This is a genomic window from Luteimonas suaedae (assembly GCF_008312895.1).
Lineage (GTDB): Bacteria > Pseudomonadota > Gammaproteobacteria > Xanthomonadales > Xanthomonadaceae > Luteimonas > Luteimonas suaedae.
Genome location: NZ_VSSP01000004.1, coordinates 14,804 through 40,362, shown reverse-complemented (window position 1 = coordinate 40,362; position 25,559 = coordinate 14,804). Strand labels below are relative to the sequence as shown.

Genomic DNA, 25,559 nt, shown 5'->3' with positions numbered 1-25,559 from the left:
CCGGCGCGACCGGGTACGCGCAACCCGCCGGCGGCCGGCCCTGAACGAAACCGGCCCGGCTCCCGATCTTCGGCCACAATCGGCACCTGTACCCCCATATCCAGAGGCCGCGTGATGCGCGACGACCTGACCATCGCCATCGGCGAGCTCTACCAGGGCATCCGCCACGAACATTGGCACGGCAAGACCTTCCGCCAGTTCTGGGAATGGTTCAACGCGCGCTGCATCCAGATCGTCGACGCGGCCGACGCGGGTGAGCTCGCTGAACTGGAAGGCATGCTGCTGGAGGTGCGCGCCGAGGTCGAAGATGGCGGCTACGCGGTCGCACCCGATCGCCTGGACGAGGTCATCGAGCCGCCGATGTGAACGGGAGAATAGCGATGGAGGGAACTAGAAGGCCGAGGGGTCGGGTTCCTGAGGCTTCCCCTGTTTTCTTGCAATCAGTTCAACGGCTTGGCTGCTTCCCCCCTTTGAAAAAGGGGGGTTGGGGGGATTTGCTCGGTGCCCGACCAAGCAACAGCAACAGCAAATCGCTTTGCGATTCCCGGTCCCCGCGCAGCGCGCGGGAGCGCTCAAACCGCCGCAAGCCTGCGGCTTGCAAGCGGCGGCTTTCGCCCCCCTCAATCCCCCTTTTCCAAAGGGGGAAGATAGGCTGCGACAAATGTGGGGGAACCTCAGGTTCAGTTCCCTCCGTTCCCATCCTTCTTGTGCTGGTGCTGCTGTGCGGCGCCGCGGCGCCCGCCATGGCGCGCACGATCTATCGCTGCGTCCGCGACGGCACCGTGAGCCTGGCCACCGCGCCCGAACCGGGATCGCGTTGCGAGGCCCACGAGGTGGCCGACGTGCCCGGCAAGCCGGCCAACCTCTGGGGCAACTTCGGCGTTTTCAGCGGCACGCTATACGAGCGCGAGCAGAACGGCAGGCTGGTCTACTCGACCCGCAACCTACCCGGCTCGCGGGTGTTCCTGAAGTTCACTGTGGAGACGCCTCCGGGCGAGGCGGCCCATCCCGGGCTCGGGCGCGTCGGCGCCCCGCGCCTGGACGCCTTCGACGCCCAGTTCCGCACCGCGGCGCGCGCCACCGGCGTGGACGAGGCCTGGCTGCGCGCGATCGCGCATGCCGAGAGCGGCTTCGATGCCAACGCGGTGTCGCCGAAAGGCGCCCTGGGCGTGATGCAGCTGATGCCCGCGGTCGCCGCCGAGCTCGGGGTCGCCGATCCGCTGTCGGCGGCGCAGTCGATCGATGGCGGGGCCCGGCATCTGCGGATGCTGCTGCGCAGGTTCGACGGCGACCGGACCCTGGCGGCCGCGGCCTACAACGCCGGGATCGGCGCGGTGGCGCTCCACGGCGGCGTGCCGCCCTTCGCGGAGACCCGGCACTACCTCGACAAGGTGCAGGCCCTGTACCTGCGCTACCGCGAGGCGATGGGGTTCAAGCCCGAACGGCCGGCGCGCTGAGAGAAGAAGAAAAAGGGGGGCGGAGGCGGAGGTTCCTCCTGCTTTCCTGCAATCAATTCAATGGCTTGGCTGCCCTCTTTGAAAAAGGGGGGTGGGGATTTGCTCGGTGCCCGACCAAGCAACAGCAATAGCAACAGCAAATCCCCCTCAATCCCCCGTTTTCAAAGGGGGAGGACATGCGCGAGGAAAATGTGGGGAGCCCTCAAGGACGGAGGGAATCAACCGCGGTTAGTTCCCCTACATCCCTATTGCCGGAAAGTGCTGTAGAGTGCATGCACTGTTCAAAGCGGGATCACGGTACATCGTGGCTCCGATGCGGTAGATCACAGGTTCCAGGGCCGAAGCCGGCCTCTCCAGACGATCCACTCCATCGCTTCGCGTTACCCCTTGCTCGATACAGTCCCGGCACCGCATTTCGCGGGCCGTGCTTTCCTTAATTGATCCAAGGAGTAACACCATGTCAGATCGTCAGAGCGGCACCGTCAAGTGGTTCAACGACGCCAAGGGCTTCGGCTTCATCACCCCGCAGAGCGGCGACGACCTGTTCGTCCATTTCCGTTCGATCCAGGGCAGCGGCTTCAAGTCCCTGCAGGAAGGCCAGAAGGTGACGTTCAAGGTTGCGCAGGGCCAGAAGGGCCTGCAGGCCGAGGAAGTCGAGGCCGAGTAAGCCTTTACTCGACGCTCGCACCGCATCAGCGGTACCAGGACCCCGGGCGGCAACGCCCGGGGTCTTTTGTTTGGCGGTCCATCCTCCCGCACCCAAATGTGCCCGCGCGATTGCGGGTGCAGGTTATGCGCCGCCCTCGGGACTCTCCCGACGTCCGTTCGCTTGCGCCAGGGAATCTGAGCCTGCGGTTGCCCCGGTCACCGGACCTTCGTTTCCGTGTCCCATGACCCCGCGCGCCTGATCTGCCAGACTGCGCGCCTTTCGCGATCACAGCGACGCATCCGGCCATGCGCCTGAACAAGCACATCAGCGACACCGGCGCATGTTCGCGGCGCGAGGCCGATCGCCTCATCGGCGAGGGCCGGGTGACGGTCAACGGCCAGCGCGCGCGCGTGGGCGCAGAGGTCGGCGAAGACGACCTCGTCATGGTCGATGGCCAGGCGCTGCAACCGCGCACGGCCGCCCCCGGCAAACGCCGCCACGTCTACATCGCACTCCACAAGCCGACGGGCATCACCTGCACCACCGAGACTTCGGTGAAGGGCAACATCGTCGACTTCGTCGACCATCGGCAACGCATCTTCCCGATCGGCCGTCTCGACAAGGATTCGGAAGGCCTGATCCTGCTGACCAGCAACGGCGACATCGTCAACGCCATCCTCCGCGCCGAGAACAAGCTGGAGAAGGAGTACCTGGTGACCGTGAACCATGCGGTCACCCACGACATCCTGCGCGGCATGGCCCGCGGCGTACCCGTCCACGGGCAGACCACGTTGCCGTGCCGGACCGGCCCGCTGGGCAGGTTCGGCTTCCGGATCACGCTGGTCCAGGGCCTCAACCGCCAGATCCGCCTCATGGCGGCCCACTTCGATTTGCGGGTGAAGCAGCTGATCCGGGTGCGGATCGGGCCGGTCAAGCTGGCCCACCTGAAGCCCGGCCAGTGGCGCAACCTGACCGACACGGAGTTGCGGGCGCTGCTGCCGGGGCACGCGGGGTTCTGAGCCGGCACGCGTCGCCGGCATGCAGGTATCCGAGACGGTTGCCGGCAACCTGGCGTGGGCCCCTACTGCTTGGCGGCTGTCCGTCAGCCGCCGCCGCGGTAGTCGCCCGCGCGCAGGGCGTTGACGCGCGCCATCAGATTGCTGGCGGCCTGGTCGACGGCCTGCTGCATGGCCGGGTTCCCGGCAACGAAGCTGGCCAGGTCCTGGGCGAACTGCGCGCCGTCCGCGTCCGAGGTCGGCGTGCGCAGCCCGTTGGTCTTGGAATCGAGCAGCGAGTCCGGCAGCTCGACGGCGCCGCTTCTCGCCGCGGCCTCCACGATCTGCACCGTCTGCGCCGCGACCAGTTCGCGGGCGAAGCCGGGCACCTCGTTCTCGAAGACCTGCGAGGCGTTGTTGGTGGGCCACAGCGCCTCGAGCAGAGCGCCTTCGACATGGGTGTTGTACCCGGTGGCGAAGGCCGCGCGGGAGGCGCCGCCGGTGCCCAGGCCAATGCCGAAGCCGATGTAGTCGCTGATGACGTTGACGGCGTCCTGCTTGGCCTGGTTGTCGTTGTCGACATCGGTGGCGGCGATGGCGTTGGCGCCGAACTGCGCCTGCACCAGTTCGGCGTCGATGTCGGCGATCTCGTCGGCCAGGTCTTCCAGGTCGATGTAGGGCGTGCCCTGCACATCGGTCTCGCGCGGCGGGCCGTAGTCCTGCACCTGGGCGCGGTAATGGTCGGTGGCGGCGTGGATCGCCTGTTCCCAGCTGTCGTAGCGCTCGGCCGGCACCATGAACGGCGGCGGGCCCTGCGGCTGGTCCAGGCGCAGCGGCGGCGTGCCGTCGGCGCCCATCGCCGCCGTCATCAGGTTGGCGCCGGCGCCGGAGTAGTCGGCGCCCAGCGCCGCCAGGCGCTCACCGAGCGGAGACTGGGACGCGGGGAAGGCGCTGCTGCCCTCGCCGACGTTGAGGATCTCGCCGGGATAGGTCATGTAGAGCCGGCCGAGCGGTTCCTGCGCCCACTCGCCGACGCGGCCGTTGTGGGCATGGCTGGCCAGCACCAGCGACTCGACCGCTGCGATCGCCGCCCGGTCGTTCGGATCGGTGGCGAGGTTGGCGCGCGGCGTATCGAGCACGGCGCCGACCAGGGGCGAGATGACGGTGAGGCTGTCGGGCTTGATCCCCGGATCGAGCAGGCGTTCGGCCACTGTGGCGTCGTTGGGATTGTCGCCGCGGATGGCGAGCACCTCGGAAGAAGCCTGGTTGCGGAGGATGCCGTGCAAGGCGGTGGCCCATGCACCGGTGTTGTCCCAGCCGACGTCGTGGCTGGCGGGCTTGAGCAGCGGCTCGCGATGCGCCGGCACCGGCAGGCTGCCTTCGGGCCGGTCCATGATCTGCGGCGGATCGCCTTCCAGGAACACATGGGCCCCCAGTTCCGCGGCGGTTTCCGGCGTGTAGTCGCCCTCGTTGAGCAGGATCGCCGCCAGCTCCGGATCGAGCCCGCGGTCGGTGACGAAACCGTTCTGCCTGGTGATCTCGCGCACGAAGTCGGCATCGATCGCGCCCTGCGGGCTGCGCGTGGCAGCGCCAAGCGCCACGGCCAGCGACTGCAGCCGTTCGGTGGTGTCCTGGGTGACCTGCGGGTCGGTGCCGTAGGCCTGCGTGTTCGGGATCTGGTCGACCGCCGCCACCAGGCGCGAGAAGCGTTCCGGTCCGAGCGCCTCGACGAAGCCGGCGGCGAACTCCGGATCATTGCCCGCCTTCTCCAGCGCATCGACCAGGTCGCCGGAAAAGTGATCGACCAGCATCGGGATCTCGGTCGAGTTGTACTTCATGTTGGCGGGGACCAGCTCCGCGATCTGCTCGCCCGCCGCGCGGCCGTCCTGGTAGGCGGACGCGGAGGCCGGCGGCTGCCGGGGTGGTGCGAAGGTCTGCGTGGACGCGACGTGGTCGACCGGGATGCTCATGGCGGGGGGCTTCCGAAGCAGGAGGGGACTGCCGCGCGGGCATGCGCCCGCGCTCGCGCCCATTGTTAGCCGCCCGACCACGGGCGACTACCTAGGGTTTCCCCCAGCTTTCCTCCGGTGATGGTGTGCACGGTCCGGCGTGGTCGCTCGGCCGCTTCGCGGTGGCGGGGGACAGGCACTGCCCGATCCTGCCGCCCCGGCTCACAACGCATCGGGAGGTGAACCTGACCCTGAGGCTTGGGGCCTTCCTGAGGGAATCTCTGAACAACTCGGCTCTTGATTGTCATTCCCGCGAAGGCGGGGATGACGGCGGTTATTCAGACCTTCCTGAGGTTTTTCTCTACAGCTTCATGTCGAAGGAAACATAAGCAGAACGCCCGGGCGCCGCGGAGAACATCGGCTGGTCGTCGCCGCCCCAGAAGAAATTGTCGTACCAGACGTACTCGTACGCGTGATCGGCCAGGTTCCTGACCTGCAGGTCGATGCTGAAGCGATCGGAAAGCCGATAGCGCGCGCTCACGTCCAGCACCTTGAAGCCGCCGTACCGGTCTTGCGCGTTGAACTCGTCGATGTAGTAGTCGCCCTGCATCCTTCCCTGCAGCCCGAGCTTCCAGCGCTCGCCTGGCCGATAGTCGATCCCCAGGGTGCTGATGTAGCGCGGCGTGGAGAACACCTCCTTGCCCGCGAGCGAGACGCCGTCCGCCGTGAACGCACTGACGACCTTCGCTTCCTGGATGGCATGCGATGCCCAGAGCGTCCAGCGTTCGCCCAGGCGCGAGGTGACCTGCATGTCCAGCCCTTGCCGGCGGGTCTGGCCCAGGCCGACGGTGGTTCCGGTGCTGGGCATGTTGGCCACCTCGTCCGTGGCGTCCTGCCGCCAGGCGGCGATGCGGGCCTCGGTGCCCGCGACCGGGCTGAGCTTGACGCCGACTTCGGTGCCCGTGTTGATCGATGGGCGGTACCCGTCCTGGCCTTCGGTCAGGTAGGCAGGCGCCGTGGATCCGGTCAGCACCTGGAAGGTCCTGCCCCAGTTCGCATAGAGATTGGCGGTCGGCGTGACGGCATAGACCACGCCCAGCTTGGGCTGCCTGATCCAGCCGTATGACTGCAGGGCGGCCCGGACGCCGCCGGGAAGATGCGTACTGCCGGAGAACCTGTCGACCCGCAAAGCCGGAACGATCTTCACCGACTCGACGGGATTGAAGACCACCTGCACGTAAGCGCCGATGTTCTCCAATGTGTACCGGTCGTCGTTCTGGACGCGGGCGGGCGCGGCGTCGAAGTCGGTGGGCACGCCGAACTCGTAGCGGTAGCGCCGGTAGGCGTTGTCCTGGCGCTCGAAGTTCGCGCCGGCCTCCATGGTCACGGACTCGGTGGCGACCCAGGTGAGGCTGCTCAGCATGCCCGTCTGCCTTTCGTCCCACTGGCGACGCTGGCGTGGCGCATTGCCCTCGGGATAGCGGGTGAAGGTGACCTTCCTGTCGTCTTCGTAGCGGTTGACGTAGAGCTTGGTGCTCGCGCTCAGGCCGTCGGCGAGCACCTTGTCCAGGTGCGCCCCGAGATGCCACATGTCGCGGTCGTCACCGTCGTTGGCGTTCTTTTCCGGCGACTGGTTCCTGTCCGCGGCCAGTTCCCCGGCCGTCAGGAATCCCGACTCGTCGGCTTCGTGGTGATAGGCGCGCGCCACCAGCCCCGCCTTCAAGGTTTCGGCTTCGTCGCTGTAGAACCACTTGCCCGCCAGCGTGTACTTGCTGGATCCGGCATGGTCGCGATGGCCGTCCGATGCCTGCACGCCCACGAAGTAGTTCTGGGCGATGCGTCCGGACTCCCTGCCGAGCGCCAGCTGGGCTTCGCGCGTATCGAAACTGCCGTAGGTCAAGCGGCCGTCCAGGTAGGTTCCGCCCTGGCGCGTGGCGAAATTGATGTTGCCGCCGATGTTGTGGAGCCCGTAGCGCGGGTCGTTGGTGCCGCGCACGACCTCGATGTAGTCGATCTCCAGCGGGAACACCATGTCGATGAAGCGCTGGTTGCCGCTGTTGACGTTGCTGGGAATGCCGTCGATCAGCGTCTTGATGCCGTTGATGTAGCCCTCGCCGTTGAATGCCCGGAACGTCGCCTTGCCGGACTCGGCACCCTGGCCGGTCTCGGTGAGCTGGATGCCCGGCATCTGTCCCAGCAGTTCCCAGCTGTTCATGACGTGCTTGTCCTCGACCTGGTCCCCGCCCATGACATCGACGGAGGTGAGCACGTCGTTGGCCAGCATCGGTCCGGCGGCAGTGCCCCGCACGTCCACCTTGCCGAGCGTGATGGTGGAGTCGCCGGATTGTGCCAACGCAGGGGAACAGGCAAGGGCAAGCAGCATCGACAGATGCAAGCGGGTTCGCATGGGGAGGGTTCACATCAGGAGGAAAGTATTGAAATGTTATAACATGCTAAACAACCCACGACCTTGGCCCGCCCATGCCTTCTTCCCTTCCCGCACCCGTCATCGATGTTCGCGGGCTCTCCGTGTCGTTCGCCGACAGGCCCGTGCTGTCCGGCCTGGATCTTCGCGTGGAGGCCGGCAGCATCTATGCGCTGCTCGGGGGCAACGGCACCGGCAAGTCGACCACGCTCTCGGTCCTGCTCGGCTTCCGCAGGCCCGATGCGGGAACGGTCCTCGTCAATGGCCTCGAGCCATCACGCGAGCCGGCCCGGGCGCGCGCGCAGCTGGCCTACCTGCCCGAGAACGTGGCGCTCTACGAGCACCTGTCCGCATTCGAGAACGCCGATTACCTGCTGTCCCTGACCGGACGAAGCTACCGGCGGGATGCCATCCATGAGGCGTTCCGCGCGGCCGGGCTGCAGGAGTCGGCATGGAAGCAGCGGCTCGCAGGATTCTCGAAGGGCATGCGGCAGAAGGTGGCGATCGCCGTTGCCCTGATGCGCGAGGTGCCGCTGCTGCTGCTGGACGAGCCGACCTCGGGGCTCGATCCGGGCGCCAGCGCCGACTTCCACGGCTTGCTGGAGTCGGTGCGTGCACGCGAGGCATCGGTGCTGTTGGTCACCCACGACCTGATGGGCGCAGTCGACGTCGCCGATCGCATCGGCGTGCTGGAACAGGGGCGGATCGCGCACCAGGAAGATCGCGCCGGCTTCGACCTGTCCGCGCTGCATGCGCACTTCTCCGGCAGGGCCCGGGCCGCATGAGCGCCGTTCGCCCGGTGATGCGCAGCGAGCTGCGCGCGATGCTGCGCAACCGGACCGCGCTGGCCGGCATCGCCTTGCTGGCGATGCTGGCGCTGGTCTCGACCCTCGTGTCCTACCACCACATGCGCGGCGCCGAGGACGACCGGGCGCGGCAGCAGGCGGCCGCCCAGGAAGCCTTCGATACCCAACCCGACCGCCACCCGCACCGGGTGGTCCACTACGGCCATTTCGTCTACCGCCTGCCGTCGTCGCTGGCCGCCTTCGATGCCGGGGTGGACCCGTTTACCGGGACCAGCATGTTCCTGGAAGGCCACCGCCAGAACACCGCCAACTTCGGCGACGTGATGCAGAGCTCGGTGCTGGTGCGCTTCGGCCAGCTGACCCCGGCCTTCGTGCTGCAGGTGCTGGCGCCGCTGGTCCTGGCGTTCCTGGGACACGGCCTGCTCGCGCAGGAGCGCGAGCGCGGCACGCTGCGCCAGCTGATGCTGCAGGGCGCATCGGCCCGAACCATCGTGACCGGCAAACTGGTCGCGCTGCTGGCGGTGGCCGGTGTCTTCCTGTCGCCGGCGGTGCTCGGCCTGGCCGTCATGGCCGCGGCGCCGGGCGCATCGGTGGGCATCGCGTTGGCGCTCATGCTGGCGTATGCGTTGTACCTGGGGGTCTGGTGCGTACTGATCGCGGGCGTCTCCGCGCTGATCCCAAGGCGGCGCGACGCCCTGCTGGCCCTGGTGGCCGTCTGGTCGTTGTCCGTCCTGCTGGTGCCCCGGCTGGCGCCCGATGCGGCGTACGCGGCGTTTTCGCTGCCCGACCGGCTGCAGACGGACGTGGGCATCGCCGCCGACCTGCGCCGGATCGGCGACAGCCATGATCCCGACGATCCCTACTTCTCCGATTTCAAGCGCAACGTGCTGGCGCGTCATGGCGTCGAGCGGATCGAAGACCTGCCGGTGAACTACAAGGGCCTGGTGGCGGTGGAGGGCGAGCGGCTCACCTCGGACCTGTTCAACCGCTATGCCGAGCGCAGCGCCCGCATCCAGCAGGACCAGAACGCACTGGTCGCGGCGTTCGCGGCGCTCAGTCCGACGATCGCGCTGCGCCAGCTGTCGATGGCGGCCGCGCAGACCGACCTGGCCGCCCACCTGCGCTTCCTGGAACAGGCCGAAGCCCACCGCTACCGCATGGTCCAGCAGCTGAACCAGTTGCAGGCCGACGGCGTCAGCTACGCCGACGACACCGCCCGCGACGCCGATGCCGATCGCCGCAAGCGCGTGGACCGCGCGCACTGGCAGGAAATCCCGCCGTTCGCGTTCGTTCCGCGGCAGGCGTCCACGCTGTTCCGGGCAATGCTTCCCGGGGCGCTGGTGCTGCTCGGCTGGCTGCTGGCCGCGCTGGCGGTGCTGGCGCTCGCCTCGCGCCGGCTGGAGGTGGCGCGATGAGCCTATGGCGCTACGAACTGGCCCTGTTGCTGCGCTCGCGCATGGCGGTGGCGGGCCTGGCCCTCCTCGCCGCGCTGGCGGTGGCCAGTCTGGCGTCGGGGCTGCAGCGCATCGACAGCCAGCGCCAAGCGATCGAACGCATCGCGCCACTGCAGCAGCAGGACCTTGCCGCGGTGGTCGCCGCACATGGCGATTCCACCGATGCCGGCCACGCCGCCTACTACACGTTCCACCCGACCTGGAATCCGCCTTCGGCGCTCGCGTTCGCCGCGATCGGCATGCGTGATGTCGCGCCCTACGTCCTGCGCATCCGCGCGCTGGGACTCGAGGCGCAGATCCACGACGGCGACACCTTCAACCCCGAGCTGGCCCTTGCGGGCCGCTTCGACTATGCGTTCCTGCTGACCTTCCTGCTGCCGCTGTTCGTGGTCGCGCTGGTCCATGACCTGCGCTCCGCCGAAACCGAGTCCGGGCGCGAGCGGATGTTGCGTTCCCTGCCCGGCTCGATGGCGCGGCTGTACCTGCGGCGCTGCGCCGTGCGCGGGCTCGCACTGCTGGCGTGCGTGGCGCTTCCTTTCGTCGGATTCGCACTGCACCAGCAGGTCCCCCTGTCGCTGGTCGCCGCGGTCGTGGCAGCGGTGGCCGCCTATCTGCTGTTCTGGATCGTGCTGGCACTGCTGGTGGCGAGGCTGGGCTGGTCCTCGACGGCCAACGCCGCGTCGCTGGCCACGCTGTGGGTCGCCATCGCCCTCGTCCTGCCGACGCTGTCGCACGTGGCGATCGAGCGGACGATCCGCGTCGACCAGGGCGCCGAGATCGCGCGGGCCCAGCGCGAGCAGGTCAACCGCGCCTGGGACATCCCGCGCGAGGACACGATGGCGCGCTTCTACGCGCGTCACCCGGAGTGGAGCGACTCGGCGCCGCTGGGCGACGAGTTTCACTACAAGTGGTACCTGGCCTTTCACCAGAACGGCGACGAGAGCGTCGCCGCAATGGCCGCGGCCTATCGCGACGGCATCGAACGGCGCTCGGCCGCCGCCGCCCGCCTGGGCTGGCTGCTGCCGCCGGTCGGCATGCAGGCCCTGCTGACACGCTGGGCGGACACCGACATGCAGGCACATCTCGCCTACCAGGACCGGATCCGTGCCTACCACGCCGCGCTGCGCCGCTTCTATTACGGCTATCTGTTCCGCGACAGGCCGTTTACCGGCGACGATTACGCGCGCGCGCCGAAGTTCGATCCGGAACACATGACGCGACCGGCCCGCTGAATCCAAAGCGCAACAGGGCCACCCGACCCTGAGGTTTCAAAGATCCCGGATCGCGAAAAACCTCGAGACCCATAGGGTGGGCCTCGGCCCACCGCTAGCGCATGCGGCACGTCACCCCGGCGCACGTCCCGGTAGCGATGTCATGGATCGTCGAGTGGCCGGGATTGCCCGTGGGCGGTGGAGCCCCGGGCGCCACGTAGAACGTGGCCGAGTGTGCGCCGTAGAGCCCGGCGGGGATCTGGAACGCCTTCAGCACCGTGTAGGCGCGATACGGCACCGTTGGCGCGCGCCCCCGGCCCTCGCCCTGGATGGGCGGTACGTCCTCGGCACCGCCATGCCGGGTTTTGGCGGCCGCCCATGCCTCGACATCCGCCTGCGTGGCAGGGCGCAGCACGCCCGCGCGCACCGCGGCATCGAGCCCGGCCTGGCCGGCCGGCGGCGCGTCCCGCAGCCGGAATTCCTCGGGCGCGACCGCGGCCGCATCCGTCAGCAGCGATGCGCCCGCCAGCGGCTCACCGACCAGCACCCGGCCGTCGCGCGCGGTGTAGGCCATGTCCACCGCACGCCCGAAGACCTGGCGCGCCAGCGGATTGAGCTTCGGCGTGCCTTCGCCCCCGACGTAGGCATAGCCGCAGGGACCCCGATCCTCGTAGGTGCTGACCAGCATCGGCACCCCGGCGGGCAGGCCGGTCACGCGCTGGCGGTGATAACCGGTCACCATCACCGCGGCGATGTGCGTGTCCGATGTCCATCCCACGTTCCAGACCGTCGGCTCGTACGCGCCGAGCAACAGGGCCACCGGCGCGCCCGGCTGGTTGACCGCAACCTGCATGGTCGTGGCCTGGTGCCCGCTCTGGTCGATCTGGAAGTCGGCGCGCGCGCCGGAATACGCGCCCGCCGCATAGACCCTGGCGCCCTCCGGCATGGTGAATCCATCGAGCCGACAAGCGCCGGGGAGATCCTGCTGCGTGTCACCGCTCTCGAACACGAAAGGTTTGGTGGCGGCCAGGCCGCCGTCGCCGGGGGCGCTGGCCGGATCCGGCGCGTCCCCGGCGGACGGGCCGCCGGTGGCTTCCACGCTTGGGGCGCCGCCTGGCACCGCGGCGGCCGCTGTGCGTGCAGCGCCCTCCCCGGCACCGGCCTCGGCGCCCGGGGCAAACGTGCAGCCCGTGGCAAGGATCAGGAAGAACGCGGGCAGGATGGGCCGCGCAAGCCTGCCAACGGCGAATGACCGCATGGGCTGGTCCGTCAGGGAAGAGAGGCGACTGTACCCACGGGCCGCCGCGTTGAACAGCACCACCGGCGCCGCTGCATGCACACGATGCGTGCCGTCCGGCGACCGCAGCAAGCGCGGCGCGATCGACAGGGCGACCAGCACGAGGATCCCGACCAGCAGGACCCAGGCGGCACGTGCATCGCGCTTCATCCTTTGCGCGCCCTTCTCCAGCGCCATCCGGATTTCGGGCAGGGCCGCCACCTGGTGGTCGCGATGCGCTTGCCACCGCACATGGAGCTCGGCAAGCGACTCGGGGTCTTCCAACGTGCGCAGTTCATCGGCGATGCGTCCGGACTGCTCGGCCAGTGTGCGGGCTCGCAGCAGCGCATCCACTTCCCGGCCATCCATCCGCGGGTCCCAATGCTCCAGAAAGGGCACGTCGATGCGCGCACGAAACGCAAGCGCGGCCTGGTGAATGAGCTCGGCATCCTTGCCGAGCAGGTTGAGCGGAAGCGGAAGCACGCCCACGCCATGGGCGCCTCGCGCTCGCCTTGCATTCAACCAGCGCGTGAGCGGTGGTGCGTTCCGCATGTAGCGCGGTGCGCCACGTACGCCGAGCATCAGCGTGTGGAGGGTCGAATAGCGCGTTCTGATGACCTGGAGGTCCATGCCAACCACTTCGCTCCAGGGGACGACGCCGTAGAGGGCGTGGTCGATGCCATGGCCGTCCATCCGCAGCATCGGGCCGGGGCGCAACACCTGGCGCGCGATCTGCCAGCCAAGCAGCACAATCAGCACCAGCAGCGCGAACGCGCCCAGGGCCATGTCCCATTCGCCCTTGTGCGCGGCGGCCCAGGTGCCAAACGCGAACAGCGCGGCCAACGGAGTCATCAGCAGGAACCAGCCGATCCCTCCCTGTGCCTCGAAGGACCGACCGCCCCGCACGGCGCGCAGTTCTTCCGCATTGCGCGCGCGCTCCATTCCACGTATCCAGTGGAGCGCCGCCAGCGCGGCTCCGAGTGCCAGCGCAAACGCCAGCCAACGCGCCTCGGTACCCGGGGGCATGGTGGTCCCGTCCCGCAGCCAGGCCAGCCACGGCATCGTGTTGACGAGCACCCCAAGACCGGCGGCCGCCGCCACCGCCCACGTCGCGAACCTGCCCAGCTTCAGCATCCCTGCTTTCCCATCTCGATTACGCGAAGGTTGACTCGCTTTCCGCGTGCATGCGCATGGCCGGCCGCCCACTTCTACCGCGAATCGATCGCCTTCAACATCTTGTCGGTGATTGCCGCGACCTGCTTGCTCGTCATCGCCGAGAAGACACCTTGCCAGGCCGTTGATGAAGTGGCGTAATTCCGCGTCCCGACCAGACGCGTCTCGGGCACCACATAGAACTGGACGTCGGCATCAACGTAGGCATTGCCTGTCATCACCCCGAATCCGTAGCGTGCCCCTTGTGACAGGTAGCGGTAGTCGTTGATGTCCACGACGGCGAGTGTTCCCTGCTCGTCGAACGTACTGGGCATCGCGTCGAGATAGATGAATCGCCGTCCGGCCCCGGACGCCGTCGCCGCCATGGCGGTGCGCCACTCCGCACGGAACAGTTCCCAGTCCTCGGAACGGTCGTGTCCCTGCTCCGACTTCACGAACAGGTAGATGTTCGATGTCGCCGAGACCGGAACCGACAACTGCTCGGCCACGGCAGTGGGACGCTTCACCGTCGCTGCACAGCCAGACAACAACACGCACACCGCCACCGCGCCTGCGGCCACGAACTTCTTCATCATGTTTCCCCTGTCTGCAAGATCCGGCACACGACTTGTGCGCCGGTCACCACCGCCACCTTGGGCGGCGCCCCTTTCCCAGCAGCTATGTATCTCTTTTCCGACCTCGCCGCAATCACCCTTCTCGATCGAAGAGTCCCCACCTTCAGATCAGACAGTGAACCTGAGCCACCCCATTTATTTTCCGAACGCACCACAAGCGCGCTTACCAAGCCGGCATCGTCTTGCTTTCGCTCGTCATTCCCGCGAAGGCGGGAATCCATGGACGTCATGCCGCTGAAGGCCAACGCCCCTGGATTCCCGTCTTCGCGGGAATGACGGTGCCCAAGTAAGCGCCATTCGTCCCTGGCAACTTTCCTCCCTTGGCTGGCAAGCTACGAACTTAGCCAATGATGTCAGGGAGTGTCGCCGAGTCCTCCAGTTCTGGCTGGCCCCACTTACCGGGGGGACGCCAATCGGTGGTTCCGGTACTCCGCGGGCGTCATCCCGAGCGTGCGCTTGAACATGCTGCTGAATGCGCTGGGGCTTTCGTAACCGACGTCGTATGCGATGCACGTGATGGACTGCCCCGAAATGAGCCGGGAAGTCGCCTCGATCAGGCGCACCTCCCGCCGCCACGCCGCGAACCCGGCACCGGTCTGCTTGCGGAACAGGCGCGTGAAGGTACGGCGCCCCATGCCGGCAATTCCTGCCCATTCCTTCACGCCTCTCGGATCGGCCGGATCGGCAACAATGGCTTCGCATATTCGTCGCAGTCGAACATCGCGCGGGATTTCGATCCGCGTCGGGAGGCACGACATGCGCCCGATTTCCTCCATCAGCAAGCGGACAATGGCGCCTTCGCGTCCCTCGCTCCGATACTCCATGCCGAACAGGGCCACCTCCTCGCTCAGGGCGCGGACAAGGGGAGATGCCGCGAAGACACGGCAGCGCTCCGGTTGCCAGCCGAGATGCGGTTCGATGTAGAGCGTCAGCAACCTTCCCCCTTCGCGGCATGCCACCCGGTGGCGCTCCCGGGCAGGAATCCAGATGGCACGATGTGGCGGAAGCACGTAGTTCGCGCCATCGGTCGCGACCGTCATCACGCCGGACAAGCTCAACGAAAGCCGCGAGCGGTCATGGCTGAGCGCAGGATCCGCAAAGCCAGCTGCGTACTCGCCTTCGAACGCGACCACGGGACACGCCGCGGACATCGCCATGGTGTCTGCCGGGAACGCGCGGAGAGTGCCCTCGCAGGCCGGTGTCAACGCCATCATGCGGGACCGGATCAGGATCAGAACCTGAGCCGGGCACCTATGGCGTAGTAGCGGCCCATCACGTCGTAGTAGGCGGAGAACCCCGACGAAGCCGGAGGGGCCTTGTCGAAGAGATTGTTGATGTTCGCGTAGATCTCCAGGTCGGAGCCGGTGAAGCTCGCAATCCGCGCATTCAAGCCAAGATCGAAGTACGTGTAGCTGCCAATGTCGTTGTTGACGATGTCGACGGCCCGGTTGTACTTGCCGGCCGAAATGTATCGCGCGCGCAAGTTGGCGCCGAACCTGTCGCCCCGGTAGGCAATGTTGTTCATCACCCGCAGCCTGGGGATACCGGGGCCGATGAACGCGGATCCCTGCGAGCCGACATATCCCAGCTTGACCTCGCCGTCATCGGTGGTCAGGTTGTCGACCCACGTCGCCAGTGCGCGCCACTGGAAACTGCCGCTCGCGGAGGAGATGAGCTTCTCCGCCGGGAACGCATACAGTATTTCCGCATCGATGCCGTCGGTCTTGTACTCCGCCAGGTTCACCGGGGTCGACATGATCCTTTCGATGTTGTTGTCGGCATCTCGGGTGATCTGCCCGCACAGCACCTGGTTGCCGCGAAAGCATCGATTCACGATCTCCTGGACGCCGAGCGAGATGATGACGTCATTGATGGTGATGTCGAAGTAGTCGATGGAGATGTCCAGGCCCTCGGTGAACGCGGGGGTCCAGGTCAATCCGAACGTCGTCGTATCGGCCTTTTCCGGTGTCAGGTTGGGATTTCCGCCGCCGATGACCAGAGCGGTCACGTTCTGCCCGGTCACCGGGTCGGCCACGCCGTTGAATCCGGTCAGGGCGGTGGTGAAGAGCTCGGCGAGGTTGGCCGAGCGGATGTCCCTGGAGCGCGTGGCGCGTGCCCGGAATCCAGGCAGGAACTCGTTGGTCGCTCCCGCCTTCCATGACCAGATCGATCCTGTGGTGTCGTAGTCGCTGATCCGGGCTGCGGCGTTCACTTCGAGCTTGTTGAACCCCGGGACGTCGCGGACGATCGGAACCAGGATCTCGCCGAATGCCTCTTTCACCTTGAAAGCGCCGGACATCGACGAATGGCTGAAGGTACGGAATGCCCCGGCCGTGTCCAGCGCGCCGGCGGTGGTCTGTTGCCATTCCCTGCGCGCCTCGATGCCCAGCGCAACGGAAACGTCACCGGCGGGTAGTGCCCACGGGTCGCCTTGCAGGCTCAATCCGCCGGCATCGAGCTTGATCAGCGTGTCCTGCGAGGGCGTGCCGGTGACGTCGGCGATGGCCGCGGCGGACGGTGATCCGCTCCCGAACAGGTTGATCGGTACACAGTCCGTCGTCGGGTCGGTCAGCGCCACGCGGCAGATCGGCTGGCCAGTCGTCGGGCTGATTATCGAATCCACCGCCCGCGCGTAGTTTTCCCTCAGCAGGAACCCGGGGTTACGCATGTCTTGCCGATATTCCCCATGGGTGTAGTACGACTTCCACCTCCAGTCCTCGCCGAGATTGCCGTCGATCGCCAGCGTCGCTTCCGTGGTCTTGCGCTGGAAATCGATCCGCGCGTATGCGAAATCGGAATTGAACCGCCCCATCTGGAAGGAAGACTCTCCGGCCTGGACCAGGGCGTCGCGGACCGAGGCCGGCAGGAAGGCATTGTCCGCTCCGATCGTCAGCCGGCCGGCGCCGCGGTTGTGATCGCCGAACCAGGGATAGTCGTTGTACATCCGGGAGTGCCTGACATCCAGGGTCAACCGCGTCGAGTCGGTCAGGTCGAAGTAGGCCGTGCCCATGGCGCTGTAGCGTCGCTGCGGCGTCATCAACGGACTGAAGTCGTCCGTCCTGGGGCCGTTGCCGCCCACCATGGACGTGCCCACGACCCGCCCGAACTGGAAATCGCCCAGGGATCCATCCGGATTGAACTCCTGTCCTGCAAGCGCGCCCGTCAGGATGAGGCCACCGTAGGCAGCGTCCGCGATGCTGACGTCGTGCGTCAGCACGAACCTGCCCTGTCCGTCGGGCAGCGTCGCCCAGCCGCTGACGTTCTCGCGGCGCGATCTGGGAACGAGCCCATCGTTGTCGAGGAACTCGGCGCCCAGCACCACGTGGCCACGGCCGCCGAACAGTTCCTTTCCCAGGGCAGCCTCGAACCGCCGCTCGTTGGCGTCGCCCCGGTCCGAAATGCCGTACTGGGCACCCAGCTTTGTGCCCGTGAAGGTTCGGTCGATCGCGATGTTGACCACGCCACTGACTGCACCCGAGCCCCAGGCCGCGGACGCCCCGCCGGTGACAATGTCCACGCTCCTGACGAGGACGGTGGGGATGGTGTTCAGGTCGTTGGTGCTGGAGAACCTGCGGCCATCGATGAGTACCAGCGTGCGGTTGACGCCCAGGGCGCGCAGATCGACCGGCGCCGAACCGGCATCGGTATTGGTGCCCGTCGTCTGCGGGGACACCCCCGCACGGAAATACGGCAGGTCGTTCAATGCCGCCGCCACATTGGGGCGCCCACCGATGCTCAGGTCCTCGGCGCTCAGGACGGTGGTCGGCGTGGGCGCGTCGAAGCCGAGGCGGCCGAGGCGGGACGACGCCGTGACCACGACGGCGTCCAGCGTCGAGGCGTCCCCGCGTGCGGCACCGGGGGCATGATCCGGTGCGCCGACACTGTCGTCGGGCAGGCTGATCAACACCGACCCGTCCTCTTCCGTGACATGCAGCGCGGTGCCTTCGAGCAGCTTCTCGAAGGCTTCGCGTGATCCGAGCACGCCGCTGACGCCGTCGGTCTGCAGCCCCCGGAGCTGTTCGGCGCGGTAGATGGCGTTCATGCCGAACTGCCTGGCCAGCGTTTCCACGGCCTCGACCAGATCGCCCGCGGCCACCTCCACCGGCCTCGGCTCGGAGGCGGCGGCCACCGCGACGACCGGCAGGGACAGTACCGCGAAGATGGCGGCGGCGATCAGGCTGGATCGAAAACGATTCGAACGTGGCATGCCCTTCCCCGTGATCGACCCGAACATGGGCCGCTTATTGCAAGGTCGAACGAACGCACTGCTTCCGGTAACTCACTTCATCGCCGTGAGCATAGTGCGGCCCTCCTCGGCCCGGGCCTGTACCCGGCCCTGCTGGGCGCATGGCTGCAAGAATTCGCGTCCAGGCAAGGGTGAAGCGGCAATCTCCCTCAAGCGCCCGACGCGGCCAGCGCATCCGGCAATGTCCTGCCGATCCATGGCGATGCTCTCTCATAGGCATGCGCCACCTGCAGCACGGCCAGATCGGCATGCGCCGGGCCGATGATCTGCAGACCCAGCGGCAGGCGGTTCGGCCCGCCGAAGCCGGCGGGCACGGCCAGGACGGGCAACCCCGCCATCGTCGCGGGCAGCGTCACCTCCATCCAGCGGTGATAGCTGTCCATCTTTCGTCCGGCGATCTCGTCCGGCCAGTGCAAACCGACGTCGAACGGAAAGACCTGCGCCGTCGGGAGCAGCAGGAAATCGAACTGCTCGAACGCCCTGCGAAACGCCTCGAAGATGCGCGTGCGCCCTGCCTGCGCGTCCGCGATCTGCGCGGCGGTCAACTTGTGGAACCCGTCGACTTCCCACACCGCCTCGGGCTTCATCTGCGCGCGCTGCACCGGATCGTCGGCAAACGACCGCAGGTCGGCGCCCACCGACAGATGGCGCAACGTGACCGCCGTTCGCCACATCGCCTCCGCCGGCTCGTCCAGCTTCGCCGCGTCCACGGTCATGCCGATCGCCCGGAAGGCGGACAGCGCCTGCTCGCAGCCACTCAGCATGCCGTCTTCCATCGGCAGCGCGCCGCCCAGATCCCCCAACCAGCCGATCCGCCGGCCCTTCCACTCGCGCGCCAGCGGCCGCGCGAAGATCGCGGGATCGTCCTTGAGCGAAAAGGGCACGCGCGGGTCTTTGCCGGCCTGCACCGAAAGCAGCAATGCAACGTCCTCCACCGTCCGCGCCATCGGCCCGGAGGTGGCGAACGTCTGGCTGAAGACATCGGTGGACGGCGCCGATGGCACGCGTCCGAACGAGGGACGGAAGCCGAACACGTTGTTCCAGCCGGCCGGGTTCCGCAGCGACCCGCCGAAGTCGCTGCCATCGCCCAGCGGCGTCATCCGCAGCGCCAGCGCCACCGCGCTGCCGCCCGAGCTTCCGCCAGCCGACTTACGCGGGTCATAGGCGTTGCGCGTGACGCCGAAGATCGGATTGAAGCTATGCGAACCGAGCGCGAACTCGGGCACGTTCGTCTTGCCCGTGAAGATCGCGCCCGCGCCGCGCATCCGCGCAACCACCAGCGAATCGGCCGCGGGGACATTGTCGCGGAGCAGCGGCGATCCTTGCGTGCTGCGGATACCGCGCACGGGCGCCGTGTCCTTCACGGCATGAGGAAACCCATGGAGCGCACCGTGGAAGCGCCCCTTCGCCGCATCGGCGTCCTGCGCCGCGGCGCGCCGCAGCAGCAGTTCGGGCTCGACCGGCGAGACAATGGCGTTGAACCGCGGATTGAGCGACGCGAGCCTCGCCAGGTAGGCCGTCATGACCTCTCGCGCGGACACCTGGCGCTTGCGGATCGCGACGGCGAGATCGACGGCGGACAGGCCCAGCACGCCGTTCGACCGCGAAAACGCGGCGGTCGCGCCGCCTGCGGCGTACGCCACGATGGCAGCAGAGCCTGCCTTCAATATCGTTCGTCGTGTCACTCGCATGCTCGCCACGCCTCGTCCATGCCCTTCCCGTGATCGGCCCAAAACTTGAAGCCGCTTGCTAGAAGGTCGAACGAACGCGCCGCTTCCGGTAACTCACTTCCGTGCCGTGAGCACGATGCGGTCGTCCTCGGCCCGCGCCTGTACCGGGAAACCCCGCTGGACAAGGCTGACGAACGCATCCAGCTGGGTGGCGTGGAAGATGCCGCCGACGCGCAGTTCGTCGACTGCCGCGTCCTCGATGACCAGCTTGCGGGTGTTGTAGCGATTGAACTCGGCGACCACTTCGGCCATGGGGGTATCGCGGAACACCAGCTGGCCCGTGCGCCAGCTCAGGCTTTGCGCGATCTCCACCGGAGACCGGGTCTGCACCAGCACCGCATCGCCCCGCGTGCTTGCGATCATGCCCGCATCCAGCAACGGCGCCTGCAGCACCTCGGCCGGGCGGCCGACGGCCTCGACACGGACGCGGCCTTCCGAGACCACCACCCGTACGTCGGAACCGCTGCGACGAACCGAGAACGCCGTGCCCACTGCGATGATCCGCTTGTCGCCCGCCTCCACCACGAAAGGCCTGAGCGGATCCTTCGCCACCTCGAAGAAGGCCTCGCCCTGCCGCAATCGCACGCGCCGGTCGTTCGCATCCATGTCGATGTGCAACCGGCTGTCGGTGTTCAGCGTCAGGCGGGAACCGTCCGGCAGCGACACCGTCTCCAGCGCACCGACACGCGTCGCGTAGACATTGGACGGCGACAGCACCAGGAGGTACGCCAGCGCGGCAAGGCCCACGGCGCAAGCCACGCTCGCGGCGATCGCCAGGCCGGGCAGGCGCCGCCACGGGCGTCTGCGCGCCGCGGCGGCCGGCGGCGCGGTGCCGCGCCCCAGCAGCGCCCTCAGCCTTCCCGCTTCCTGCCAGGCACCCTTGAAGCGGTAATAGGCCGCCCGGTGGCCTGCCGACTGCGCCAGCCACGCCTCGAACGCGGCCGCATCCTGCTCGGTCCAGGGGCCGGCATCCTGTCGGAGCAGCCAGGCCGCGGCCGCCTGCTCGTGTTGTTCCCTACTTTCCACGGCCGAATCCGATCCTTTTCAACGTGTCCTCGGGGGCGCGCCTGCCATCCGCGCCGCCGTACAGCGCATCGGCCAGCAGGCCGATGCCGCGCATGAGATGCTTCTCCACCGTCGCCTCGGCGATGCCCAGGCGACGGGCGATCTCCTTCTGCGGAAGGTCATCGATCCGCCGCATCCACACCACCTGGCGGCACCGCAACGGCAGGCGCCGGAACAGCGTCGACAACCGATGCATCTGCTCCCGGCCCGTTGCCTGCCGTTCCGGCGACAGTTCGTCGATGAGGACGTTCAGGCTGTCCACGTCGGCCAACAGGTCGAAGGCCACCACGCGCTCGCGGCGCACGCGGTCCACCAGCAACTTGTGCGCCACGCTGAACAGGAACGCCCTCGGCGAATCCGGGAGCTTGCGTTCGGCGGCCTCGAGCACCCGGATGTAGATGTCGTGCCGGATGTCCTGTACTTCGTTCGGGTGCACCCACTTGCGCGCCAGGAAGCGTACCAGCGCGGTCTCATGGGGAAGTATCTCGCGCTGGAACCAGTTCTCGAGTGCACTGTCCATCAAGCTGCCGTGTCGCGCCCCTCCGCGCGGTTCATTCACGCTACTCCATGGCCTGGGAAAAATCGATTGGAGGAACGGTCGCCCTTGATCGACTTGTTGTTGAATGGGGTGGCCGTGTCGGCGGCTCAGAGGTGGGTGCCGAGCCAGCCCAGCACGCGCTCGAGCACGTCCCGTTCCTGCTCACGCGCCTCGAACCAGTGCGGCCCGCGCGGATACCGAACCATTTCGACAGGGATCTCGTTGAAGTTCAACGCCCAGTAGAATTGTTCGCCCTGCGAGATGGGGACGCGCTTGTCGTCCTCGCCGTGCAGCACCAGCACCGGCACCTCGACGTTGTGCGCGTAGCGGATCGGCGAGTTGCGGTCGTAGGCGTCGCGGCGCTCGAGCACGCTGCCGAAGTAGCCCGGCAGGTACTCATAGGGAATGTCCGTGGTCAGCGCCATCACGCCGACGTCGATCACGGCCGCACCGACGATCGCCGTGCGGAAGCGATCGCTGCGGCCAACCGCCCAGGCCGACAGGTAGCCGCCGTAGCTCCAGCCTCCGATGGCAACCCGCGCGGGATCGGCGATGCCTTCGGCTTCGATCAAGTCCAGCCCGTCGAGCACGTCCTGGAACGGACCGTGCCCCCAGTCGTCGCGCGCCAACTCGGTGAAGGCGTTGCCTTGTCCGTAGGAGCCACGCGGATTGGGAAGCAACACGGCATAGCCGCGCATCGCCAGCGACTGCGCCCAGTCGTGCCAGGAACCCAGCCAGCCGGACGACCAGGCATCGGCGGGACCGCCATGCACCTGTACCAGCGTCGGCAGGCGCGTGCCTGGCCGCCACCGCGGCGGCAGCACGAGCACGCCATGAATCTCCCGGCCGTCCAGCGAACTTCGCCAGGTGAGATCGCGCACCTGCCCCAGCGTCCAGTCGCGCACCTGCGGATTCGTATCGGTCAGCCAGCGCACGCTGCCCCCGGAGAAGACACCGACCTCGGGCGGCGTGTCCGCGCGGCCCTGGACGAAGGCGATTCGCCCGTCCTGCGCAAGGCTGAATCCCCGGGAGGGCCCCTGCAGTTCGACCAGCTCACGAGCTTCCCCGTCCGCGGCATCGACCTCGAGCAGGCGCGGCCGTACGCCGAGCAGGCCAACGCCCACCAGCGTCGTGTCGTCCCGCCACTGGAACGTGCGCATCGTGCCGGGCCACCGCGACCCCAGCACCACGCGGGAATCATCGGCCAAGGTGTAGACGACGCGCGTTCCCGTGTGCCCGTACGGGCCGAGCTGGCCGTACAGCAGCCGGGCGCCATCGGGCGACCACTGCAGCGACGCGGCGGATGCACGCCCGGTGACCGTGCGCAGCAGGCTTCCGTCGTCGGCGGAGACCAGCACGACGCGAGAGCGATACCACATATGCCCGAGGCCGACCTCGTCGGACACGCGCAGGGCGAAGGAACGGCCATCGGGCGCCCATGCCAGATCCTGCACCTGCAAGCCTGGCGGGGTCAGCACGCGCGCGTTCCCGCCTGTCGCATCCATCACCCACAGCCGCGTGAACTGCGCATCGCGGCCGACCTCGATGGCATCGTCCTTGCGCTCGATCCGCGCCTTTCGCTCGGGCGACTGTGGATCGATAGCGAGATAGGCCAGGCGCGTGCCATCGGCCGACCAGGCGAACGACGTGACCTCACCGGCCGACGCTGTCAGCGGCTGCCGCGTACTGCCATCGCGCGTCGTTTTCCAGACCTGGGTGCGCGCCAGCAACGCTGGCTTGGCATCTTCCTGGCCCGCCAGCACGCGCTTGGAGAGAAAGGCCAACTGCGTGCCGTCGGGAGACCAGCGCGGCATCCTGTCGGCGGCCGCTTCCGGCGCGGGAAACTCCGCCGGTGCGCTGCCGCCGTCACTGGCGACGCGCCAGATGCGCCGGCGGTTCGGCGCGCCGCCTGGCTGCGGCGTCTCCACGGCATAGGCGATCACGCCGCCGTCGCGGCTGATCTGCGGATCGCCCACTTCCTTCAGGTCGACGATCTCCGCGGCCGAAGGAATGGTCGGCGCCGCCTGCAGCGGCCACGCACAAGCCACCGCGAAGCACGCCGATGCCGCTCCACGCAGCACGAGCGACTGAAGCGATCGATGGCCGCGACTCCCCTCCGTCCTGATCACGCAATCGAAGCGCATCTACCCCACTCTCCCGTCGCATATCGATATCGCCGGCTCCGATCATCAAGGCCAGCTTGCGCACCACTTGCATGGCCCGCTTACTGCAACGTCGAACGAACGCGCCGTTTCCGGTAACCCACTTCCGCGCCGCGACCACGATGCGGCCCTCCGGTCTATACCTGTCCCGGGAAGCCCCCGCCTGACAAGACTCGCGAATGCACCCAACTGGGTGGCGTGGAAGACGCCGCCGACGCGCAGATCTCTACTACCGCTTCAGAGGGGAATACGGGCGATGACCTTGATTTCGAAGTCGAACCCCGCAAGCCAGTTGACGCCGATCGCCGTCCAATTCGGATAGGGCGCCTCCGGGAAGACTTCGCCTTTGACGGCCATGACCGTGCCGAACTGGTTTTCGGGATCGGTATGGAAGGTCGTCACGTCGACGATATCGTCAAGCCCGTATCCACCTGCTCGCAAGGTCGCCTCGAGATTGGCAAATGCCAGGCGGACCTGAGCCTCGAAGTCCGGCTCTGGCGAGCCATCTCTGCGGCTGCCGACCTGGCCGGACACGAACAGGAGATCACCTGATCTGATGGCCGCGGAATAAGCATGCGATGCGTAGAGGTCATGCCGATCGGCGGGGAAAACGGCGTCACGTGTAGTCATGGGGGATCTCCTGGCGGGGCCGGCGGCCCCTGTGCGTGGCGATCACTCTAGGCAGCCACCCCGGCGGAATAAACATGCCGATCCCGCGATCACTGTTTGTAGAATCCAAACAATCCCGCCCGTCCCCGTTGGAACCCACATGGACCGTATCGACGCAATGCAGGCCTTCGTCCGCGTGGCGGAAACCGGCAGCTTCACCAAGGCCGCCAAAACGCTGCAAGCGAGCAAGACGCGCGTGACGCAACTGGTGCAGCAGTTGGAAACGCACCTGCGGGTGAAGCTGCTCCATCGCACCACGCGCAAGGTCAGCGTCACCGCCGATGGCGCCGCCTACTACGAGCGCGTCGTGCGCCTGCTGGCCGACCTGGACGATGCCGAGACCAGCCTCTCGGCCGCCTCCGATGCCCCGCGCGGGCGATTGCGCGTGGACGTGCCGGCACCGCTGGCCAGCCTGGTGCTGGTGCCTGCCCTGCCCGCCTTCCATGTGCGCTATCCCGACATCCAGCTCGACCTGGGCGTCAGCGACCGCAAGGTGGACCTCATCGACGAGAACGTGGACTGCGTGGTGCGCGGCGGCGAACTCACCGAGCCTGCGCTGCGCGCCCGCCATGTCGCGGACCTGCCGCTGGGCGTGTACGCCGCACCGGACTACTTGGCCCGTGCGGGCACACCGGCGCAACCGCAGGCGCTGGAAGACGGCCACCACCGCACCATCGGCTATCGTAGCTCGCGTACCGGCGCCCCACTGGCCCACGTGATGCGTCGCGGCGACGAACAGCTGCACATGCACGGACGCCACGTGCTGTCGGTGGATGACGGCAATGCGTACCTGGCCGCCGGTGTGGCGGGCCTGGGCGTGCTGTGGCTGCCGCGGTACATGGCGCGCGCACCGTTGGCGCGCGGCGAGTTGGTGCCGCTGTTCGAAGACTGGCAACTCGATCCGATGCCGCTGTACGTGGCCTTCCCGCCCAGCCGACACGTCAGCCGCAAGCTGCGCGTGTTCATCGACTGGATCGTCGAACTGATGGCGCAGCACGTGCCGGCCATCCAGCCTCCGCGCTGACCCGTCTCCGGCGGCGATACGAGCGGCAGCAGCCGGTTGCCCGTCACGGCTGCTGCGTCATCCCGCTGAGGCCTGGTGCCGCTGCGGGCCGGCAGCCGCGGCTAGTTGCCTTCGCC

General features: G+C 67.6%; 19 protein-coding genes. 8 read left to right on the top strand and 11 right to left on the bottom strand.

Annotated features, from left to right (window positions below):
* The first annotated feature begins 114 nt into the window (after positions 1–114).
* The 4 genes from FXO19_RS07910 to FXO19_RS07895 all read left to right on the top strand — a co-directional run bounded on the left by FXO19_RS07910 (position 115) and on the right by FXO19_RS07895 (position 3,125).
* Entirely contained in the window at positions 115–366 is a 252-nt protein-coding gene (locus FXO19_RS07910) for a hypothetical protein (protein WP_149194546.1), read from the top strand.
* 377 nt (positions 367–743) lie between these two features.
* The gene (locus tag FXO19_RS07905; protein ID WP_149194545.1) at positions 744–1,457 is read left to right on the top strand and encodes a lytic transglycosylase domain-containing protein; all 714 of its coding nucleotides are present in this window, start codon (positions 744–746) and stop codon (positions 1,455–1,457) included.
* A gap of 457 nt (positions 1,458–1,914) precedes the next feature.
* The gene (locus FXO19_RS07900; protein WP_149194544.1) at positions 1,915–2,124 is read left to right on the top strand and encodes a cold-shock protein; all 210 of its coding nucleotides are present in this window, start codon (positions 1,915–1,917) and stop codon (positions 2,122–2,124) included.
* Between the two features lie 287 nt (positions 2,125–2,411).
* Entirely contained in the window at positions 2,412–3,125 is a 714-nt protein-coding gene (locus tag FXO19_RS07895; protein WP_149194543.1) for a pseudouridine synthase, read from the top strand.
* A gap of 83 nt (positions 3,126–3,208) precedes the next feature.
* Here the strand turns inward: FXO19_RS07895 and FXO19_RS07890 are convergent, their stop codons facing one another.
* Positions 3,209–5,071, bottom strand: coding sequence for a hypothetical protein (locus tag FXO19_RS07890; RefSeq protein WP_149194542.1), 1,863 nt, complete (start codon positions 5,069–5,071; stop codon positions 3,209–3,211).
* 340 nt (positions 5,072–5,411) lie between these two features.
* Positions 5,412–7,457 (bottom strand): TonB-dependent receptor, encoded by a 2,046-nt coding sequence (locus tag FXO19_RS07885; protein ID WP_149194541.1) that lies wholly within the window; start codon positions 7,455–7,457, stop codon positions 5,412–5,414.
* Between the two features lie 74 nt (positions 7,458–7,531).
* On the opposite strand from FXO19_RS07885, the gene FXO19_RS07880 reads away from it, so the two are divergent.
* From FXO19_RS07880 to FXO19_RS07870, 3 genes are read left to right on the top strand one after another with little or no spacing between them, the layout of a single operon-like run.
* Positions 7,532–8,260 (top strand): ABC transporter ATP-binding protein, encoded by a 729-nt coding sequence (locus tag FXO19_RS07880; RefSeq protein ID WP_149194540.1) that lies wholly within the window; start codon positions 7,532–7,534, stop codon positions 8,258–8,260.
* A complete protein-coding gene (locus tag FXO19_RS07875; RefSeq protein ID WP_149194539.1) occupies positions 8,257–9,696 on the top strand; it encodes an ABC transporter permease in 1,440 nt (479 codons plus the stop codon). The genes FXO19_RS07880 and FXO19_RS07875 overlap by 4 nt, the downstream gene beginning before the upstream one ends.
* Positions 9,693–10,967, top strand: a complete 1,275-nt coding sequence (locus FXO19_RS07870) for a DUF3526 domain-containing protein (protein ID WP_149194538.1) — start codon at positions 9,693–9,695, stop codon at positions 10,965–10,967. The genes FXO19_RS07875 and FXO19_RS07870 overlap by 4 nt, the downstream gene beginning before the upstream one ends.
* A 94-nt stretch (positions 10,968–11,061) precedes the next feature.
* Here the strand turns inward: FXO19_RS07870 and FXO19_RS07865 are convergent, their stop codons facing one another.
* The 9 genes from FXO19_RS07865 to FXO19_RS07825 all read right to left on the bottom strand — a co-directional run bounded on the left by FXO19_RS07865 (position 11,062) and on the right by FXO19_RS07825 (position 24,380).
* Positions 11,062–13,356: a hypothetical protein gene (locus FXO19_RS07865; RefSeq protein WP_149194537.1), complete on the bottom strand. Its 2,295-nt coding sequence runs from the start codon at positions 13,354–13,356 to the stop codon at positions 11,062–11,064.
* A gap of 74 nt (positions 13,357–13,430) precedes the next feature.
* Complete coding sequence (locus FXO19_RS07860; RefSeq protein WP_149194536.1) at positions 13,431–13,967, bottom strand: hypothetical protein; 537 nt, start codon at positions 13,965–13,967, stop codon at positions 13,431–13,433.
* Between the two features lie 437 nt (positions 13,968–14,404).
* Positions 14,405–15,223 carry an AraC family transcriptional regulator gene (locus FXO19_RS07855; protein ID WP_223115454.1) on the bottom strand — a complete coding sequence of 273 codons (819 nt, stop codon included), beginning with the start codon at positions 15,221–15,223 and terminating at the stop codon, positions 14,405–14,407.
* 17 nt (positions 15,224–15,240) lie between these two features.
* Complete coding sequence (locus tag FXO19_RS07850) at positions 15,241–18,243, bottom strand: TonB-dependent receptor domain-containing protein (protein ID WP_149194535.1); 3,003 nt, start codon at positions 18,241–18,243, stop codon at positions 15,241–15,243.
* Between the two features lie 161 nt (positions 18,244–18,404).
* The gene (locus FXO19_RS07845; protein WP_223115453.1) at positions 18,405–19,898 is read right to left on the bottom strand and encodes an amidase; all 1,494 of its coding nucleotides are present in this window, start codon (positions 19,896–19,898) and stop codon (positions 18,405–18,407) included.
* 141 nt (positions 19,899–20,039) lie between these two features.
* Positions 20,040–21,011, bottom strand: a complete 972-nt coding sequence (locus FXO19_RS07840; RefSeq protein ID WP_149194533.1) for a FecR family protein — start codon at positions 21,009–21,011, stop codon at positions 20,040–20,042.
* On the bottom strand, positions 21,001–21,570 hold the full coding sequence (locus FXO19_RS07835; protein ID WP_149194532.1) for an RNA polymerase sigma factor: 570 nt from the start codon (positions 21,568–21,570) through the stop codon (positions 21,001–21,003). Before FXO19_RS07835 ends, FXO19_RS07840 begins: the two co-directional genes overlap by 11 nt.
* 125 nt (positions 21,571–21,695) lie before the next feature.
* A complete protein-coding gene (locus FXO19_RS07830; RefSeq protein ID WP_187775687.1) occupies positions 21,696–23,636 on the bottom strand; it encodes a S9 family peptidase in 1,941 nt (646 codons plus the stop codon).
* Positions 23,637–23,987: 351 nt separating this feature from the next.
* A complete protein-coding gene (locus FXO19_RS07825) occupies positions 23,988–24,380 on the bottom strand; it encodes a RidA family protein (protein ID WP_149194530.1) in 393 nt (130 codons plus the stop codon).
* A gap of 139 nt (positions 24,381–24,519) precedes the next feature.
* Between FXO19_RS07825 and FXO19_RS07820 the strand changes: the two genes are divergently transcribed.
* Positions 24,520–25,443 (top strand): LysR family transcriptional regulator, encoded by a 924-nt coding sequence (locus tag FXO19_RS07820; RefSeq protein WP_149194529.1) that lies wholly within the window; start codon positions 24,520–24,522, stop codon positions 25,441–25,443.
* Positions 25,444–25,559: the final 116 nt, after the last annotated feature.

What these genes read in the sequence shown, in the direction of transcription:
- FXO19_RS07895 (WP_149194543.1), top strand. Translation starts at nt 2,412, where the DNA reads ATGCGCCTGAACAAGCACATCAGCGACACCGGCGCATGTTCGCGGCGC.
- FXO19_RS07825 (WP_149194530.1), bottom strand. Translation starts at nt 24,380, where the DNA reads ATGACTACACGTGACGCCGTTTTCCCCGCCGATCGGCATGACCTCTAC.
- FXO19_RS07850 (WP_149194535.1), bottom strand. Translation starts at nt 18,243, where the DNA reads ATGTTCGGGTCGATCACGGGGAAGGGCATGCCACGTTCGAATCGTTTT.
- FXO19_RS07865 (WP_149194537.1), bottom strand. Translation starts at nt 13,356, where the DNA reads ATGCTGAAGCTGGGCAGGTTCGCGACGTGGGCGGTGGCGGCGGCCGCC.
- FXO19_RS07820 (WP_149194529.1), top strand. Translation starts at nt 24,520, where the DNA reads ATGGACCGTATCGACGCAATGCAGGCCTTCGTCCGCGTGGCGGAAACC.
- FXO19_RS07875 (WP_149194539.1), top strand. Translation starts at nt 8,257, where the DNA reads ATGAGCGCCGTTCGCCCGGTGATGCGCAGCGAGCTGCGCGCGATGCTG.
- FXO19_RS07900 (WP_149194544.1), top strand. Translation starts at nt 1,915, where the DNA reads ATGTCAGATCGTCAGAGCGGCACCGTCAAGTGGTTCAACGACGCCAAG.
- FXO19_RS07880 (WP_149194540.1), top strand. Translation starts at nt 7,532, where the DNA reads ATGCCTTCTTCCCTTCCCGCACCCGTCATCGATGTTCGCGGGCTCTCC.
- FXO19_RS07905 (WP_149194545.1), top strand. Translation starts at nt 744, where the DNA reads ATGGCGCGCACGATCTATCGCTGCGTCCGCGACGGCACCGTGAGCCTG.
- FXO19_RS07890 (WP_149194542.1), bottom strand. Translation starts at nt 5,071, where the DNA reads ATGAGCATCCCGGTCGACCACGTCGCGTCCACGCAGACCTTCGCACCA.
- FXO19_RS07910 (WP_149194546.1), top strand. Translation starts at nt 115, where the DNA reads ATGCGCGACGACCTGACCATCGCCATCGGCGAGCTCTACCAGGGCATC.
- FXO19_RS07860 (WP_149194536.1), bottom strand. Translation starts at nt 13,967, where the DNA reads ATGAAGAAGTTCGTGGCCGCAGGCGCGGTGGCGGTGTGCGTGTTGTTG.
- FXO19_RS07870 (WP_149194538.1), top strand. Translation starts at nt 9,693, where the DNA reads ATGAGCCTATGGCGCTACGAACTGGCCCTGTTGCTGCGCTCGCGCATG.
- FXO19_RS07835 (WP_149194532.1), bottom strand. Translation starts at nt 21,570, where the DNA reads ATGGACAGTGCACTCGAGAACTGGTTCCAGCGCGAGATACTTCCCCAT.
- FXO19_RS07855 (WP_223115454.1), bottom strand. Translation starts at nt 15,223, where the DNA reads ATGATGGCGTTGACACCGGCCTGCGAGGGCACTCTCCGCGCGTTCCCG.
- FXO19_RS07885 (WP_149194541.1), bottom strand. Translation starts at nt 7,457, where the DNA reads ATGCGAACCCGCTTGCATCTGTCGATGCTGCTTGCCCTTGCCTGTTCC.